The organism is Trinickia sp. LjRoot230 (assembly GCF_964253315.1).
In the GTDB taxonomy this organism is placed as follows: domain Bacteria; phylum Pseudomonadota; class Gammaproteobacteria; order Burkholderiales; family Burkholderiaceae; genus Trinickia.
Window position 1 is genome coordinate 919,902 of the sequence record NZ_CAXUQX020000001.1, and the last position, 16,348, is coordinate 936,249.

Here is a 16,348-nt window from a genome sequence, read left to right on the forward strand (position 1 = left end):
TGAAGCTTACCGGTTAGCGCCTCACAGCGACTGAACTTGCTGCCCAGCCGAGCGCGGCTGCGTGAGCGCGCTCACGACGATCAGCACGAGCACGTTCAGCGTCAATGCCACAAACCCGATGTTCACGTCCTTGAGCGGACCGGGCAAGAACGGGAACCACTGACCGATGCTGGCATGCGTGAGCGAGGTGATGGCCACCACGGCCACGCCGGCGACGATGCCCGCGAACGCACCTTGGCGGGTCACCCACCGGCGCGCGGCGAGGCTCGCGAGTACAGCCGGGAACAGCTGCGTGACGAAGCTATAGCCCATCAGCAGCAGCGCGACGATCGTCTCGCCGCCATGCAGCGTGAAGCCCACGGCAACCAGCGCAATGACGGGCACGAGCACGCGCGCAAGCCGTGTCACTTGCGCATCGGTGGCTTGGCGCGCCAGCGCGCCGCGATAGATATCGTTTGCGATCAACGTGGCGGCGGCGTTCAGGATCATCGAACCCGGCACCAGCGCCGTCAGCACACCGGCCGCGCCGATCACGCCGACGAACCACGGATCGAACGTCTGCAGCGAGAGCCGGAACAGCGAGAGATCGATATCGCTGCCCTTGAGGCCCGGCACTTTGAGCGTCGCGGCAAAGCCGACGAAGAACACGAAGAGCAGGATCAACTGATAGATCGGCAGCACCGCGGCGTTGCGCCTGAAGATGCGTTCGTCGCGTGCGGTGAAGACGGAGGCGAACGTATGCGGCCACATGAAAAAACCGAGCGCCGTGAGCAGCACGGTCGACTGGAACCATGTGGTGCTCGAGCCTTTATCGGGGAACGTCAGAAAGCCGGGCTTGGCGGCGTCGATGGCATGAAACATCGGCGCGAGGCCGCCGTAGTAATGGATCGGCAAATAGATGCCGAGAAACACGACGACGCCGAGGATCATCAGGTCTTTCGTCACCGAATTCCAAGCTGAACCGCGTACCCCGGACACGGTCACATAAGCCGTGACGACAATCGCGCCGATCCAGATCGCGGCGGTAGGCGTAATGGCGCCATACGAGGTCGTTGCCACGATGATGCCGAGCCCTTTGAACTGCAGCACGAGATACGGCACCAGCGCGACCACGTCGACGATGGCTACGACTGCGCCCAGCGACGGGCTCGCATACTTGCTCGCCAGAAAGTGCGGCTGAGAGACGAGCCGATTGGCTTTCGCATAGCGCCAGATGGGCGGCAGCAGCCAGTACGAAAGGATGTAGGCGAGCGTGGCGTACGGCAGGATGTAATAGACGGGCGCGCCCTTGCCGTAGGCGAACCCGCTGCCGCCGAGAAACGTGAACGTCGTATAGATCTCACCGGCCATCAACAGAAACACGAAGGCGGTGCCGAAGCTGCGCCCGCCGACCGACCATTGCTCGAGGTTCATGTCGTGCCCGCGGCGGGCGCGCAGCCCGAGGCCCAGCGCGAGCAGCGTGAAGGCGGAAATGATGAGAAGTGCGCTGCTCATGGGCGAAGCTCCTCGCCGAGCTGGCCGGCAGTTCGGTTGGCCGGGTCGAGCCGGTAGACGAGTGCCATGATGGCGGCGGTCAGCACGACCCACGCGACGATCCACGCCAACACGAGCGGCATGCCGAGCACGAGCGGCTCGACACGATTGACGAATGGGACGCCGAGCAAAATGCCGACGAACGGCAGCGCGGCGAGCAACCGAAGAACCATGATGGTGTCACTCCTGGAAGGGGGCTACATGACGGATATGACGGGACTGCGCACTTGCGCCAAGACTCTATGCCCGATTCCTTCGCATCGTAAAGGCTTTCAAAAAAAGGGGTGCGCTCGTGCGAACTGCATTGCGGCGATGCGGCGAATAGGAGGTGCAGTCCTTGAATGCCCGCAGGACGGGCTTGAGCGGTTCGCGTTCGGCTCGCAATGCTCGGGCTCGCCCACCGGCGAGCGCGTTTTTGCGCAGTGCACCGCGAGCGCGCTCGGGTCCTTTTTTCGCGGGCCCGTACGCGACTTCGCGGTGTCGCGAAAAACGGCAGGATTGAGGGAGGCTCGGTGTTAAATCGCCAGCCCCTGCATCCGATGCGAAAAGTGCGCACGCTCGGCGCTATCCATCAGCGCGAGAAATGCTTTGCTGTCCATGTGGACAAGCGCCTCGTGATCGCCGGCTTCGAAGTAGACATCGGGTTGCATCGCCAGGCTTTCGTCGAGATAGGTTGGCATGCCGTAGGCCGTCCCGACGGGCGGCAGCGCACCGATGTCGCAATCTTTGAAAAGCTCGCGCATGTCGGCTTCTTTTGCCAGTGTCAAATGCCGGCCCGTCTTGGCCCACAGTTCTGACAAGCGTACCGCGTGCGTGGAAGGTAAAACCGCGGCGACATAGCCATGCTCGTCTTCGAGCACGACTGTTTTGGCGAGCCGGTCGCCCGGCACGTGTGCGGCGGCCGCTGTTTCGGCGCTCGAATGGCTGTAGGCATGGTGCACGACGTCGTAGGGGGCGTCTTTGATACGAAGGCACTCGTGCAGCGTGGCTGAGATGGGCATGACGCACCTCCTTCGGTAGGATGGAGCCGGCTTGAAACGCGGTTGCAAGATCGGGGTTGCAAGCGCGGGTTGCAAGCGGTAACAGGTGGCAACAAGCGGTTCTCCTAGAATAGGTCGTTTGCGCTCGGCACGTGGCGAATATTGGGAAACAACATGGTCGACTCGTCTCATATGAGCGGCGTGGCTGTCGCGCTGAACCGGTTCGGGCTCGGGGCGCGCCCGGGCGACGCCGCGCCCGCCGAGCCCAAGGCGTGGGTGCTCGGCCAACTCGATGCCTACGATCCGTGGCCCGCGTCCTGGCGCGACGAGCCCAGCGCGCGAATGGCGCTCGACCAGTTCGCGCAGGCGCGTAAGGAAGCGGCCGCGGCTGCAAAGACGCAAATGCTGGCTCAGGTCGCCAGCGCGGGCATGACGCCCGCCGCCAGCGAGCATTCGGCCAGCCCCGCGACCCAGCCCGCAGCCAAACCCGGGGCGACGCCGCCCGCGCCGCAAACCGCCAAGCAGGCGCTCAGAAAAGCGCTCGCCGCCGACGCGCGCGACACCTATCTTTGCGCGGTCGATGCCCGCGTCAACAGCGCGCTTGCAACCTCGACGCCCTTTGTCGAGCGGCTGGTTCATTTCTGGTCCAATCACTTTGCGATTTCGGTCGAGAAGCCGGAAGTCGCGGTACTCGCCGGCGCATTCGAAGCCGAAGCCATCCGGCCGTATGTGCTGGGGCGCTTTGAAGACATGCTGATCGCCGTCGAGCAGCACCCGGCGATGCAGTTCTACTTGGACCAGGTCGTCTCGGTCGGCCCCGGCAGTCCGGCCGCGGTGCGTGCCAACGCACGCAATGCCGCGCTCAAGCGAGGTCTGAACGAGAATCTCGCTCGCGAAATCATGGAGTTGCACACGCTCGGCGCGCGTAGCGGCTATACGCAAGATGACGTGACCGAGTTTGCTCGCGCGTTGACGGGCTGGGGCATCGCCGGCCCGCATGGCGGCGTGGCGGGTACCGAAGCCGCCGCGCACGCGCCACCCGGCACCTTCATCTTTCGGCCGGCGCGGCACGAGCCCGGCGAGCGTTCGATCATGGGGCGGCGCTATCCCGCGGTTGATGGTGCTGACGCCGCGAATGGCGATGCACAGGCGCGTGCCGTTTTACGCGATCTCTGCCACGCTGCTGCGACCGCGCATCACATCGCCTACAAGCTCGCGCGCCATTTCTCGGCCGACACGCCAAACGCTGCGCTGGTCGAGCAGCTTGCTCGTGCTTTTCAGACGAGTGGTGGCGATCTACCGACCGTGTATCGCGCGCTGATCGCGTCGCCGCACGCCTGGTCGCCCGCCGCGGCGAAGTTCAAGACGCCGTGGGAGTGGGCGATTTCGGCCTGGCGCGGTATGGGCGTGCCGCGGATCGAGAACATGCACGCAGCGCCGCTGTTCGCGCAGCTTGGCCAGCCCGTCTGGCGGCCCGGTTCGCCGGCTGGCTACGACGACGTCGCCGCAAGCTGGGCCGCCCCCGACGCGCTGTTGCGGCGTGTCGAGCTTGCACAGGCTATTGCCGCACGTGTCGGCGATCGCCTCGACCCGCGCCAGTTCGGCCCCATGCTCGTCGGCGGTGCGCTCACACCGCCGACCGCCACGGCCGTCGCCCACGCCGATAGCGTGTCAACCGCGCTCGCGCTGTTATTGGTGTCGCCCGAATTTCAACGGAGATAAGACGATGATTTCGCGTCGCAGGTTTCTCTCGCTCTGCGCTGCGAGCGCCGCCGCCGGTGCCGGCGCGTTGCTGATCGGGCCGTCGTTCGCGCTGGCGCGCGTCGAATCGGAGCGGCGTTTCGTGTTCATCATTCAGCGCGGCGCGGCGGACGGGCTCAATATCGTCGTGCCGTACGCCGAGCCGGCATACGCGGCATTGCGCGGGCCGCTTGCGATCGATGTCGCAAACGCGACGAAGCTGAACGGCACCTTTGCCTTGCATCCGGCGTTGCAGCAAACGGCGCAGCTTTACGCCGCGCGCCAGGCGCTTTTCGTTCACGCCGTGGCAACGCCGTATCGCGACCGCTCGCACTTCGATGGTCAGAATGTGCTGGAGACCGGGGGCCTGGCGCCTTATCAAATGCGCGACGGCTGGCTCAACCGGCTCGTGACGATGCTGCCTAAGCGCGAGGCCGAGGCCATCGCGTTCGCGCCTACCGTGCCGGCTGCGCTGCGCGGCCGCGCGGGCGTGACGTCGTACGCACCGTCGGGGCTGCCGGGCGCCTCGGATGATCTGCTGATGCGCGTGAGCGAGCTCTACGCGCACGATGCGCAGCTCGGCCCGCTATGGAACGAGGCGCTGACGGCGCGCGGGATGGCGGGACGCGCGAGCCCACGACAAGACCCGGCGAGCGTTGGCAAGCTGGCTGGCGGGTTTCTCGCGCGCGCCGATGGTCCGCGCATTGCGATGATCGAAACAAACGGGTGGGACACCCATAGCGCGCAGAACGCACGGCTGGCCGCGCAATTGAAGGGTCTCGACGCGTTACTGGCGGCGTTGCGCGATGCGCTCGGCGTGGCTTGGATGCAGACCACGGTAGTCGTCGCGACGGAATTCGGCCGCACGGCTGCCGCTAACGGTACCGGCGGCACGGATCACGGCACGGGCGCGGTAGCGATGCTCGTTGGCGGCGCGGTTGCGGGCGGGCGCGTGCTGGCGCAATGGCCGGGTTTGCGACCGGGCGATCTTTATGAAGGGCGCGATTTGCGGCCGAGCGCATCGCTCGATGCGCTCGTGGCTAGCGCGGCGGCCGAGACGTTTGGGCTCGATCCGCAGCGCACGGCGGCGACGTTGTTTCCAAAGACGAACGCTGGCGCGCGTTTTGGGGAACGTCTGATCGAGCTGGGGCGGCTAAGCGGTTTAATTGGAAGTCCCCTAGTTTAGTAGTGGCACCCGAGCCCTGATCTAGTCTATCCAAGTAGCTGGCATCTTGATCATGCGGATATGGTTATCGTTATTGTTCCGAGACGAATCAAAGTAGGTCAGGCGATCAGGGCCGATCGAAAAACCCGTTCTTACAGCGGGCGTAACGGCTTCCGGAAACACGCGAAAGGAAGTTTGCGTGTGCGCGAATAAAGCTTCGTACGCCTGGCGTGATAACAAGGTTGGGGAGAGTAGCATCCATATTGGCTAACGATTTGGAGATATCAATGCCAACTGTGGCGGGATTGGGGAACAGTCCGGAGTGGAATCCTTCGGCCGACGAGCAAAGCGGCGATGCGGGTGCAGCAGATTTTGCACCGTCTCGGCTTCCTGAGCGCGATGGTCTGCCCTCGCCAAGGAGCCGCAATGGAACACCAACTGGCGTCGAAAGCCACAGCGAACCCGTTAGGCCCGGGGAACGGTTCTTTGAAGCATTGAGGGCGGAAATGCCGATGATCAGCGCGAAAGTCGCCGTAATGTACAACATTCCCGTTGACGTGGTAATGGCGATACATGACATTCCCGAGACGGACCGCGCAGAGCTCAATCGGATAGCAGCTGATTATGCTAAGCAACATATGGATTCCGCTCAACATTTGATGCCGATGAGGAAAGCGTGTGCGGCCGTGTTGCGAGGAGAACTCTCAGCCGACGAAGCCAAAGACCGGTTTCGCGTTTGGCATGGGTATGGCGAGTCCATCGAAGTACTGGACAAGTTAGAGGAATGGCGCAGGAGCGGTGGCCATGCTGGTGCTGACGACCCGAGCGAGTAGCTTGTCGTCGGGCGGCGTCCTCAGGTTCAGGATGAACGCCGCGCGCCATTCGCTGGGTCGAACAGCAATTGCGCATCAAATTCGGGGCAAGTGCGACTTAAGCGCATGCTTGCGGATGGACGCCGTCAGGTGGTTGGCGAGCACCGCTGAACCGTGCAATTAGGCTAGCTGCACGATGCGCGAGATCATCGCGCAGCGCACTTAGATGGCGAGTCATCGCCTATGGCATGGCCGCGTGCGGGGTGACGTCCGCGTCGTAATAGAGACGCGCGAGACGCGTGTAGGTCCGCAGTAGCGCGATCAACATAGGGCAATGGCCGGCCTACATCATCCCAATCAAACTGAACAGCGCACATTGGTCTGCGAATCGCCGACGTCTTTAGATCGGACGGCTTGTTCGCGCCAGTCAGCTTGTGCTGTGCGTTGGCTTTGGTCGCCACCCTTCGATCCACGTCACCCGCGCCGCACGCCGACCGGCAACGTATCGAGCCGGAGCACCTCGGCCGACGAAAGCCAGCCCGCGTCGCCGAGACAATGCAGGAACAGTTCCGTCGCGTCCTCGCCCCAAAACAGCTCGCCCTCAAGCACGAACGTCGGCACGCCGAACACACCTGCCGCGATCGCACTGTCGGTGAAGCGGCGCAGCGTGTCTTTGACCTCGGGTGCCTGAACCGCCGCGACGCCATCCGGGCAGCCCATCGCTTCGCACAACGTCGCAAAGCCTTGCGGCGACGCCACCTCCTGGCCATCTCGCCAGATATGCCGAAAGATGCGCCGCACCACATCGAGCGACCCGCCCATTGCGATGGAAAGCCGCAACGCCTGGATCGAATTGAAAGGGTGAGCGGGCGGCATGTGTAACGCAATGCCGAGCTTTTGCGCCCGAAAGAGCGCGTGGCGATAGGTGAACCTGCGTTTGGCTGCAATCTCGGCCGGGCCTTTTTGCCCGCAGTGGGCCAACAGCGCACCGAGCACGACAGGTCGTGGCTCCACGACGAGCGAAGCCGGCAGCCGCTCGAACTGTTCCAACTGCAGGTAAGCGAAAGGTGAGACGAAATCGAAGCACCATTCGACATGATCGGCGATGTTCATCAGATCGATTGCTCCCTCAATTGAGTGGGCCAACGTCGGGCCGGCTTTTACCTTATTGCCGCCGCCCCGCTTACCCGCCAAGCAGTGTCGCATAACGCAGGCACTTAGCGTCGACGAGCTACTGAGCAGGCTACACACAGCGAGCCGCCAGAACCCGAAGGCAGGAGCAAATTCTGCTCGTGACGTGTGAGCCTTGCGCGTCGTGCGATGCAGATGCAGATGTCGAGGGCAGTCCGGCAATGAGGTGATCGTGATGAACGCATTCGCAATCCACCGCGACTGGGCGCTGACTGCCGCGTGGCCGGTTCGGTTCGCGCCTTGCGGGTTTCGCAGATCTTTCATGTCTTCGAGCGAGACGGCATGACGATCGGCTGCCCGGAGTGCGGTGCGCTCGAAGATATTCCCCCGCTCTCGCGACGCAGCCTCGCGCGCTGTCGCATTTGCCACTATCCGCTCGAACGCCGGAGCGGGCGCACGCCGCCGCGCTTAGCCGTATGCTGGGCGAGCTTGCCGATCGCATCGCGGCATCCGTGCCGAAGCAGTGACTCCTGACCTGCTTACTCCGACGCCTGTTGCCCGAGCCGGGTGGAGAGCGCCGTTTCGAACTGCGCGAGCGTGTCGGGTTCGGCATCGGTGATGGCCCACCACGCCATACCGTGCGCACGCCAGTGCGAGAGCGCGTAGCCATCGCGCGCGAACGCGGGCGAGGGCGCGTCGACGGGGCGTGCGCTGCCTTGCGGCAGCACGTAGACTTCGACGACATGCAACCGATAACGATAAACGAGCACCGCCACGCGGCGATGATCGATGTAGTCGAGGCGCCCGCCCGCGAGCGCGAAGCCGTTCGCGGCGAGGTCTTCGACCGGCGGCGCGTAATCGAGCTTGCCATTGAACCAGGGCTTGACGGTGTGCTGATCCGACGAGACGACGTCGATGTTGTGCCCCGACAATTGCGCCCGCACGTGGCTTGCCACGAGTTCATCGACGAACGGTTCCGCGTTGGCCGCATGGCGCGGCGCGAGCGAAACCATTACCGCGACGGTCAGCGAGACCGCCAACGCAACGGCGGCCAGCGCGACGCCGAGTGTGCCGCCGATGTGTGCACGCGCCGCGGCGGCCGGGCGCGCAAAACCGCGCGAGCCGAACCAATCACCGCCCAACCCGCGCAGACCGCCCAGCGCATCGCGCCAGCCGGCTTGCCGCGGGCGCGCGGGCGCGGCGGCTTGGGCGCCGCTCGGCTGTAAGGCCACTGCCATACGCGCGTGCAACGCCGAGGGTGCGCGATGATACTCGGCGCGTTGCACCGCGCCGCTTACCGCGAGCAGGCTGTCGCGCTCTCGGCGACACGCCGCGCAACTTTGCAGATGTGCCTCCAGCCGCAGCGTTTGCTCGCGCGACAATTGGCCATCGATGCTTGCATCGATGCACGGTTTGGCTTCGTTACATTCCATCGGGCATCTCCTTAAGGCTTGGCACCCGAGGCGCGCGTCGTCTGGCTACGGGCCTCGGACGGCTGCCGCTGCCCCAGCAGCAGCGTAGCCAGCTTGCGCCGCGCGCGTGCGATGCGTGACATGACGGTGCCCAGCGGCAAATCGGTGATGGCGGCGATCTCGCGATAACTGAGTGCTTCGAGTTCGCGCAGAATCAGCACTTCGCGGAATTCCACCGGCAACTGCGTGAGCGCCGCATTGACGATGCGGCTGTCTTGCGCGCGGATCATCAGCGTTTCCGGGTCGGCCACGGCCTCACTCCAGCCGTCGATCGGCGCGTCGTCGATCGTGTCGTCGAACGAGGCGACTTCATGCGACGACGCGCGCCGGTGCCATTCCGTATACCAAGTCCGCCGGACGATTGCGAGCAGCCACGGCCGCGCGCTGTCGCCACGAAACGAGTCGAAAAAGCGCAGCGCGCGCATGAACGCTTCCTGCACGACGTCGTCGGCGTCGGCGGTATTGCCGCTCAGCCAGCGCGCGAGGTTGTACGCCGCATCCAGATGCGGCAACGCGAGCTGCTGAAAGCGGCGGTTGCGTTCATCGTCGCGCGCTTGATCGGCGGGTCTTTCGCTTTCGGTCACGCAGGCTCTCCCGGCTTTAGCACCGTAATACCGGCCGTTTGCCGAGTTTATTCCCATAGCGTCTCCGATGGCGGTTTCCTCGTAGTCATCCGCGTGCCGCTCGTTCCGTCTAGCGGACCACGATCTTGCCGACCATCATGGGATGAATCCCGCAGAAGTAGCGATACGTGCCGGGCTTGTCGAGCACGGTGGCGAACGAGTCGTTGGTGTCGAGCGCCTGCGACGGCTTGAATGCGCCGCTTGCGCTGACGAGCGTATGCGGTTCATCGTCGTGGTTCGTCCACACGATGCGCGTGCCGGCGGGCACCGTGATGTCGTTCGGCGCGAAAGCGAAATTGCGAATCTCGATCTGATGCGTCTGGCCGGCCTGTTCACCGAAGGCCGGCGCGGCCGCCCCAGCGAGTGCGCTCAGAGCGGCAACCAGCAAGCTCGCGCGCGAGCGCGCAACGATGCGATGCCTGCCGCCTGCCAGACTGTTCGCCGCGAATCGCAGCAGATTGGCGACGATCATGACAGCGTCTCCTCGGTCAATGTCAGCGCTCGCGCCGTTTCGACGCGATGCACCACCCGTACGCCGAGATAGTCGGCGAGCTTGCCGGCCGGTAGCGTTTTCAGCGGACCAGGGCCGGGCCCATCGCCGGGTGCCGGCTGCGGGTAAGCCGTGGAACGCGCGGTATAAAACGTGACATTGCCCTCGACCTTTTGCTGGATCTGATGAATGTGGCCGTTGAGCACGGTGACCGAGCCGAAACGGCGCAGCATCTTCATGGCCTCGCCAGCGTCGTTGGTGCCCCATCCCCACGACGGATAGAGCGACCACAGCGGCATGTGCGCGAACACGACGATGGGCATTTCCGACGAACGCGCGGCAAGATCGCGGCGCAACCATGCGAGTTGGTCGGCGCCGAGGGAGCCCATGCCGCTCGCCTGCAAATTCAGCACATTGATCAGTGCGACGAAATGCACGCCTCGATGATCGAAGCTGTACCATCCGCCCGTGCTTGCCTTCTGGCCGAAACGGCGAAAGAACTCGGCGCCGTTGTCGCCAATCACATCGTGTTCGCCGGGGACGTAAAAAGCCTGTGGCGTGCGTACGCCGCGCATCAGCTGAGCAACCGTATCGAATTCATCGGGTTTCGACAGATGCGTGAGATCGCCCGTATGCATGACGAAATCGGGCTGCACGGCTTGCGTGTTGATTTGTTCGAGGGCGGCCTTGAAGGTACCGACCACGTCCGCATTCGGGGCTTTGTTAAAGCCGATATGCGAATCGCTGATCTGCACGAAACCGAAGGCGGCATCGGCACCCGCGCCGGCTGCCGGGTCGGAAAGCGAGCGTGCGCGCAGCACGCCGCCTTGCATCAGCCATAGCGTGCCTGTGCCGGCCAATGCCATGCACTTCAAGAACTCGCGCCGCGCGCCCGGCGAGCGAGGGTTGTCTGTGTCTGCCATGGTTTTCGTTTCTCCTGTCTTTCTCGTGTTTTCGCATGTTTCGCGGTGAGCGAGGCAGCGAGAAATCTGCCGCCCTCGCTTCGTATTACCGCGCTAGGTGCGCAGAAATTCCCACGGGGCGGCAATGCGAGAAAAAAAACGGAGAACCGATGGCAGATCAGGTAGGGCAGTGCTCCTTTAAACCTTCGATATCAACATCATCGGTTAGCGATGTACATCGTGACTTGACATCCTCTCCGCCCTGAAGGACCGAGATCCCTACTGCGCTTAGGCCGCGATGGCCTGAGTCGCTTCGGCGGGCTCCTGCTTCTTCGAGCGGCCTGAGTGCACCGTCTCTCCACAGGCTAACAAGCGCTGTCCGCGCTCTAACACATTGATCGCGCCGACGTGATCGGCGTTTGCTTCGTGGCCGCAGCGCACGCATGCAAATAGCGCTTGTATCTTGCGGTTTTCCGCTGAAATATGGCCGCATGCCGGGCACGTGCGGCTTGTGTTCTGCGGCGGGACGGCGACGAAAAAGCCGCCGCGCCACGCCGTCTTGTACTGCAACTGGCGGCGAAACTCGAACCAGCCCTGGTCGAGAATCGACTTATTGAGTCCGGACTTCGCGCGGACATTGCAGCCCTGCGCGTCGGCCGTACCGGCTGCTGATTTGCTCATATTGCGCACCTGCAAATCCTCGACGGCGATCATTGCGTGGTTTTTGCCGATCGTATTCGATGCTTTGTGCAGGAAGTCGTTGCGCGCGTTCGCGATGTGCGCATGGATGCGCTGAACGCGGGCCTTCGACTTTTTCCAGTTCGACGAACCTTTGACCCTGCGGGCCATGCGCCGCTGATACTTCGCGAGGCGCTGTTCGTGCTTTTTGAAGCTCGCGAGCGGCACGATATACGTGCCGTTGCTCAGCGTTGCGAAGCGGGTCACGCCGACGTCGATACCGACCGCCGGGCCGTGCGGAACCGATTGCTCGACTTCGCGCTTCGTCAGGATCGAGACGTACCACTTGCCCGCGCGCAGCGATACGCTCGCGCTGCGCACTTCGCCGAGTACATCGCGGCTATGTCGGTAACGCAGCCAGCCGAGTTTCGGAACCTTGATGCGGCCATTGCCGCTATCGACCGCAATCTGATTCTTGTCGGGGAATTGGAAACCGTCGTGCTCGCCCTTGCGCTTGAAACGCGGGAACTCTGCGCGCTTGGCAAAGAAGTTTTGGAATGCGCGATCGCAATCCTGCGTCGCCATCATCAGCGCATGGCGCGGCGCTTCAGCGAGCCATGGCGTATCAGCGCAGTTGCGCCACGCCGTCAGGTGCTTGCTAATCGCGAACTTTCCGATGAACTTCCCGCCAGCCGCGTGGTTTTCCTTTTGCAACGCCAACGCCTTGTTATAGACGAACCGGCACGCGCCCGCGAACTGGCGCATAGTGCGCGCTTGTTCGCCGGTCGGCATCAGTTCGAATTTGAAGGCTTGGAGTCGTTCCATAGACCAGAGAATACTTTGGTCTATGACCATCGACAACGACATTCGATGCGGACGCAACTGCGCTTTCCTGACGCACACACATTTGATCTTCGCGACCAAGTACCGGCGTGGCGTGTTCACGAAAGAGATCATCGACGATCTGCACATCGTGTTCGCGAGCGTGTGCGCCGACTTCGAGGCTGAACTGGTGGAGTTCGACGGCGAGGACGACCACGTACACCTTCTGGTGGTGGACATACCCGCCCAAAGTTGCCGTGGCGGCGCTCATGAACAGCCTGAAGGGTGTTTCGAGCCGCATGATCCGCAAGAAGAACTACCCGAGCATGCGGCGCAAGCTGTGGGGCGGTGCGCTTTGGTCCCCGTCCTATTTCGCGGGTAGCTGCGGCGGGGCGCCTATCTCAGTGATACGCCAGTACATCGAGCAACAGCGAACGCCGCACTAAGCGCCCTACAAGGAGGGCTACGGCCGTCCGCGCTATCCTTCGTCCCCCCAGGAACGTGGGGGATTGCCGCGGACTTGTTCAAAGCCGAAACGCAGATCAGTATAGGCGGGCGTAGTCCATTGCATGCTTTGTCTCCTTGGGTAGCTCGAAAACGAGAATCGATATGCCGACGCATCGCGTGGGCGGGACTATAAAAGCAAGCGCTATGCCGAGCGCGACAGGGCAAACGGTTCGGAGTCCGAACTAAATATGCGATCGACCCGGTGTCCCGTTGTGCCACAACCGAGTTGCAAAACGCACATGCTATTCGTCATTGGACCCGTGCCCGGGACCGAATGCCGCCGGCATCTTCCGATAGATGGTGGTGCGCGAGACGCCTAATGCACGGGCCGCGGCCGATACATTGCCGCCATGCCGGGCGATGGCGGCGGCGATCGCCGACACCGCCACATCCTGCAGTCGAGTGCTATGGCTTGATGGCGCGTGCGTGGCATTGGCCGATGCCGCGCTGGCTGGTTCAGCAGCGGCGAGATCTTCGAAAAAATCATCGGGCAGATGTTCGCGCCGAATCTGCCCATCGTCATCGACCATTGCCGCAGCCGTGCGCAGCAGGTTGCCGAGCTGTCGAAAATTGCCGGGCCAGGCGCATTGCTCGAAAAGTTTCATCACGTCAGGCGCCACGCTCAGGCGCCGAGCGTGAGCGCTCGCGAGCGACTCGTCATCGAGCATCTTGTCGATGACAACCGCGAGGTCCGTGCGTTCGCGCAACGGGGGCAGTTTGACGACGAGCCCGTTCAGACGATAGTAAAGGTCCTCGCGGAAGCGGTTTTGCGCCATCATTTCGCGCAGGCTGCGATGGGTCGCGCACACGACGGCGATATCGACGCAGATCGACTTCGCCGAACCGAGCGGATTGACGATGCGCTCTTGCAGCACGCGTAGCAAACGCACTTGCAACGGATAAGGCATGTCGCCAATCTCGTCGAGAAAAAGCGTGCCGCCATTGGCCTGGACGAGCTTGCCGAGCGCACCCTTGCGGCGCGCCCCTGTGAACGCGCCTTCCTCGTAGCCGAAGAGTTCCGATTCGATCAACGTCTCGGGAATCGACGCGCAATTCACTGCGATAAACGGTCCATCGCTGCGCGGCGACTCATTATGGATGGCTTGCGCGAGCAGCTCCTTGCCGGTGCCGGTTTCGCCGGTGATCAGAATCGGAATGTCTTTGCCGATAACCTTGCGCACCTTTCCGATAACGGCGGCTACTTGCGCGTCGCCGGTGTCGAGTTGCTCAAGACGGGCCGACGACTTGGCGGAAGCGGTGGCTGCAGTAGCAGTAGCAGCACTTGCGCCGCGCGGCTCGATCCGCGACGAGTCGGACGGGCGCGGCATGTCCGCGCACGCATGGCGGTCCGCAAGCGTAGTCCGCCGCAAGTCGGCGCGTGCGCGGACAACCGCGCCGTTATGCAGGTTCAGCGACAGCACATGATCAGGGTTCGCGCGTATGCGATCGAAGAGCTGCGCGCTCGTGAGACCGATGAGCGACGACAGCGTGTGCGCACGCAGCGCAGCAAGCGGCAAGCCGAGTTGAAACTGGGCACTGCGATTGGCCGAGAGAAAGCGTCCGTCGAGCGTAAAGGCGGCGATGCCTTCCATCAGCGTGCCGAGAAACTCCGGGCGGCTATGAAATGCGATTTGCAGCGTATCGCGAAACGCGCTTGCGAACAGATGATTCTCGATCATCTGTACCGACATTTTCGCTAGCGCCATCGTGTGCTGATGATAGCTGCGGTAGTCGCCCGTCACGTCGAGCACGCCTACGAGCTCGCCATACGGGTCGAGGATCGGCACGCTCGAGCAGGTCAGAAACCGGTTGGCCGCCAGATAATGCTGGTCGCCATGCACGACGGTCGCATTGCGCTCGGCGAGCGCCGTGCCGATGGCGTTCGTACCTTGGCGGTCCTCGGCCCAATTCGCACCCGGGCGCAGCGCGACCTTCTCTGCGCGCTGCAGGAAGTCGTCATCGCCAATCGAATGAAGGATCAGGCCTTGTGCGTCGGTCAACACGATCATGCTTTGCGTGTTGACGATCTGCTCGTGCAGCGTTTCCATCACGGGTAGCGCATGGGCGGTGAGCACGCGGTTCTGCTCGAGCGTGAGCGAAAGCTCCGCTGCGCTTAGCACGTCGTAATCGGGGCGAGTGGACGCATCGAGCCCGAATCGCTCCGAGCGTTCGTGCGCCTTTTGAATGCAGGGCGCGCTCCAGCCACTGTCGCTGGGCGCTAGCGGGTTCGCGGCTTGACGGATGTCGTCGCGCATAGTCTCCTCCTGTCGAGTGTCGACGCATGGCCGCGACTCTGTCGTGCTCCTGCGAGCAAGTTCCACACCACATCACAGCACCGATATCGACCGCGTCATATACGATGGGGCCGGCGAACAGCAGGCGGTATCGGGAGTTATCCGTAGTTTCCCCAGGTTTCCCGGCATTTCTGATGGTGCCTTTTATGATTGATTCTTACTCGCGATCGACTCAGGCGCACGGTGCGACAACGTTTTGCCATATCAGGCGCGACGGTCATCGCATCGCCTTTGTCGTTGCCGGCGCGCCGGACGGGGTGCCGCTCGTCGTGCTGCACGGCGGCCCGGGCAGTGGCAGTCGCACGAGCCAACTGCGCGGGTTCGACCTCGCGCGCTTTCACGTTGTGCTGATTGATCAACGCGGCGCGGGCGCTTCTTTGCCCAGCGGCAGCGTGCGCCACAACAGCACCGCGCGGCTCGTCGGCGATATGGAGGCGGTTCGGGCGCGGCTTGGCATCGAACGGTGGGGCGTCGTCGGCGGCTCATGGGGGGCCGCGCTTGCGCTCGCTTATGCAGGCGCGCACGCCGAGCGCGTACTGGGCGTTGTCGTACGCGGGCTTTTCCTGACCTCGCGTCGCGAAGTGCGGCGCCTGTTCGTTGGATCGCGCAAGCGTGCGCCGCAGGAGTGGCAGGCACTTGCGCAAGCAGCGGCGTGCGACGGTGGACGTGCGTCTACGCTTTTTGCGCGTTGCGCGCAGGCGCTGTCGCCACGCTCGGCCACGCCGCGCAGCCGCGCCGTTGCGCTCGCGTGGCATGCATACGAGGATGCCGTGCTTGCATCGGTGCATTCGCGCCGCAAACCGCAGCCCGCCCGCATCCCACATGTGGCAACCGGCCGGCTCGTCATGAAGTACCGCATTCAGGCGCACTATCTGTCGCACGATTGCTGGCTGGGCGAGCGGCGTCTTCTTGCGCTGGCGCGTCATGCCGCGAGCGCCGGTGTGCCGCTCGCGGCCGTGCACGGCATGCGGGACCCCGTCTGTCCAATTGAAAACGCGCGACGCCTTGTTCGCGCCGTGCCGGCTGCGCGGCTCGACCGTATCGACGCGGGCCATCTTGGCAATGAGCCGCGTATCGCAACAGCACTCGCGCAGGCAATCGAAACGATGTTCGGCTGGACCCCGTCTTCGAATACTTAGTTGTCCGAACGATCTCTCACATCGCGCTGTCGTTTCGTTCGTGAACAGCGCGATGTTCCG

At 63.5% G+C, this 16,348-nt stretch carries 15 protein-coding genes and 1 pseudogene; 5 read left to right on the forward strand and 11 right to left on the reverse strand.

All coding sequences use genetic code 11. The features are described from left to right. Nucleotides 1–21: 21 nt before the first annotated feature. From ACSQ20_RS04260 to ACSQ20_RS04270, 3 genes are all read right to left on the reverse strand, one after another. Nucleotides 22–1,494 (reverse strand): sodium:solute symporter family protein, encoded by a 1,473-nt coding sequence (locus ACSQ20_RS04260; RefSeq protein ID WP_436017750.1) that lies wholly within the window; start codon nt 1,492–1,494, stop codon nt 22–24. Beyond that, nucleotides 1,491–1,706: a DUF3311 domain-containing protein gene (locus tag ACSQ20_RS04265; protein WP_436017752.1), complete on the reverse strand. Its 216-nt coding sequence runs from the start codon at nt 1,704–1,706 to the stop codon at nt 1,491–1,493. Before ACSQ20_RS04265 ends, ACSQ20_RS04260 begins: the two co-directional genes overlap by 4 nt. 342 nt (nt 1,707–2,048) lie before the next feature. Continuing rightward, nucleotides 2,049–2,534, reverse strand: coding sequence for an aminoacyl-tRNA deacylase (locus ACSQ20_RS04270; RefSeq protein WP_436017754.1), 486 nt, complete (start codon nt 2,532–2,534; stop codon nt 2,049–2,051). 153 nt (nt 2,535–2,687) lie between these two features. Here ACSQ20_RS04270 and ACSQ20_RS04275 point away from each other — a divergent pair, with 153 nt between their 5' ends. From ACSQ20_RS04275 to ACSQ20_RS04285, 3 genes are all read left to right on the forward strand, one after another. Continuing rightward, nucleotides 2,688–4,235, forward strand: a complete 1,548-nt coding sequence (locus tag ACSQ20_RS04275; protein WP_436017756.1) for a DUF1800 domain-containing protein — start codon at nt 2,688–2,690, stop codon at nt 4,233–4,235. Nucleotides 4,236–4,239: 4 nt separating this feature from the next. Next, nucleotides 4,240–5,439 carry a DUF1501 domain-containing protein gene (locus tag ACSQ20_RS04280; RefSeq protein ID WP_436017758.1) on the forward strand — a complete coding sequence of 400 codons (1,200 nt, stop codon included), beginning with the start codon at nt 4,240–4,242 and terminating at the stop codon, nt 5,437–5,439. A 266-nt stretch (nt 5,440–5,705) separates the two neighbouring features. Continuing rightward, complete coding sequence (locus tag ACSQ20_RS04285) at nt 5,706–6,251, forward strand: hypothetical protein (RefSeq protein WP_436017760.1); 546 nt, start codon at nt 5,706–5,708, stop codon at nt 6,249–6,251. 453 nt (nt 6,252–6,704) lie between these two features. Here the strand turns inward: ACSQ20_RS04285 and ACSQ20_RS04290 are convergent, their stop codons facing one another. From ACSQ20_RS04290 to ACSQ20_RS04315, 6 genes are all read right to left on the reverse strand, one after another. Further along, complete coding sequence (locus ACSQ20_RS04290) at nt 6,705–7,343, reverse strand: 2-hydroxychromene-2-carboxylate isomerase (RefSeq protein WP_436017762.1); 639 nt, start codon at nt 7,341–7,343, stop codon at nt 6,705–6,707. Between the two features lie 557 nt (nt 7,344–7,900). Next, nucleotides 7,901–8,794 carry an anti-sigma factor family protein gene (locus ACSQ20_RS04295; RefSeq protein ID WP_436017764.1) on the reverse strand — a complete coding sequence of 298 codons (894 nt, stop codon included), beginning with the start codon at nt 8,792–8,794 and terminating at the stop codon, nt 7,901–7,903. Between the two features lie 11 nt (nt 8,795–8,805). Then, complete coding sequence (locus ACSQ20_RS04300; protein ID WP_436017766.1) at nt 8,806–9,417, reverse strand: RNA polymerase sigma factor; 612 nt, start codon at nt 9,415–9,417, stop codon at nt 8,806–8,808. A gap of 109 nt (nt 9,418–9,526) precedes the next feature. Continuing rightward, entirely contained in the window at nt 9,527–9,928 is a 402-nt protein-coding gene (locus ACSQ20_RS04305) for a cupredoxin domain-containing protein (protein WP_436017768.1), read from the reverse strand. Further along, nucleotides 9,925–10,869, reverse strand: a complete 945-nt coding sequence (locus ACSQ20_RS04310) for a metallophosphoesterase family protein (RefSeq protein ID WP_436017770.1) — start codon at nt 10,867–10,869, stop codon at nt 9,925–9,927. The genes ACSQ20_RS04305 and ACSQ20_RS04310 overlap by 4 nt, the downstream gene beginning before the upstream one ends. Before the next feature lie 267 nt (nt 10,870–11,136). Then, nucleotides 11,137–12,351 carry an RNA-guided endonuclease InsQ/TnpB family protein gene (locus ACSQ20_RS04315; RefSeq protein WP_436017772.1) on the reverse strand — a complete coding sequence of 405 codons (1,215 nt, stop codon included), beginning with the start codon at nt 12,349–12,351 and terminating at the stop codon, nt 11,137–11,139. Nucleotides 12,352–12,373: 22 nt separating this feature from the next. On the opposite strand from ACSQ20_RS04315, the pseudogene tnpA reads away from it, so the two are divergent. Continuing rightward, a pseudogene (gene tnpA / locus ACSQ20_RS04320) lies at nt 12,374–12,794 on the forward strand (IS200/IS605 family transposase). 32 nt (nt 12,795–12,826) lie between these two features. On the opposite strand, the gene pqqA reads toward tnpA, so the two are convergent. Continuing rightward, nucleotides 12,827–12,919, reverse strand: coding sequence for a pyrroloquinoline quinone precursor peptide PqqA (gene pqqA, locus ACSQ20_RS04325; RefSeq protein WP_436017774.1), 93 nt, complete (start codon nt 12,917–12,919; stop codon nt 12,827–12,829). Between the two features lie 178 nt (nt 12,920–13,097). Next, entirely contained in the window at nt 13,098–15,110 is a 2,013-nt protein-coding gene (locus ACSQ20_RS04330) for a sigma-54-dependent Fis family transcriptional regulator (protein WP_436017776.1), read from the reverse strand. A gap of 185 nt (nt 15,111–15,295) precedes the next feature. Here ACSQ20_RS04330 and ACSQ20_RS04335 point away from each other — a divergent pair, with 185 nt between their 5' ends. Beyond that, entirely contained in the window at nt 15,296–16,288 is a 993-nt protein-coding gene (locus ACSQ20_RS04335; protein WP_436017779.1) for an alpha/beta fold hydrolase, read from the forward strand. Nucleotides 16,289–16,348: the final 60 nt, after the last annotated feature.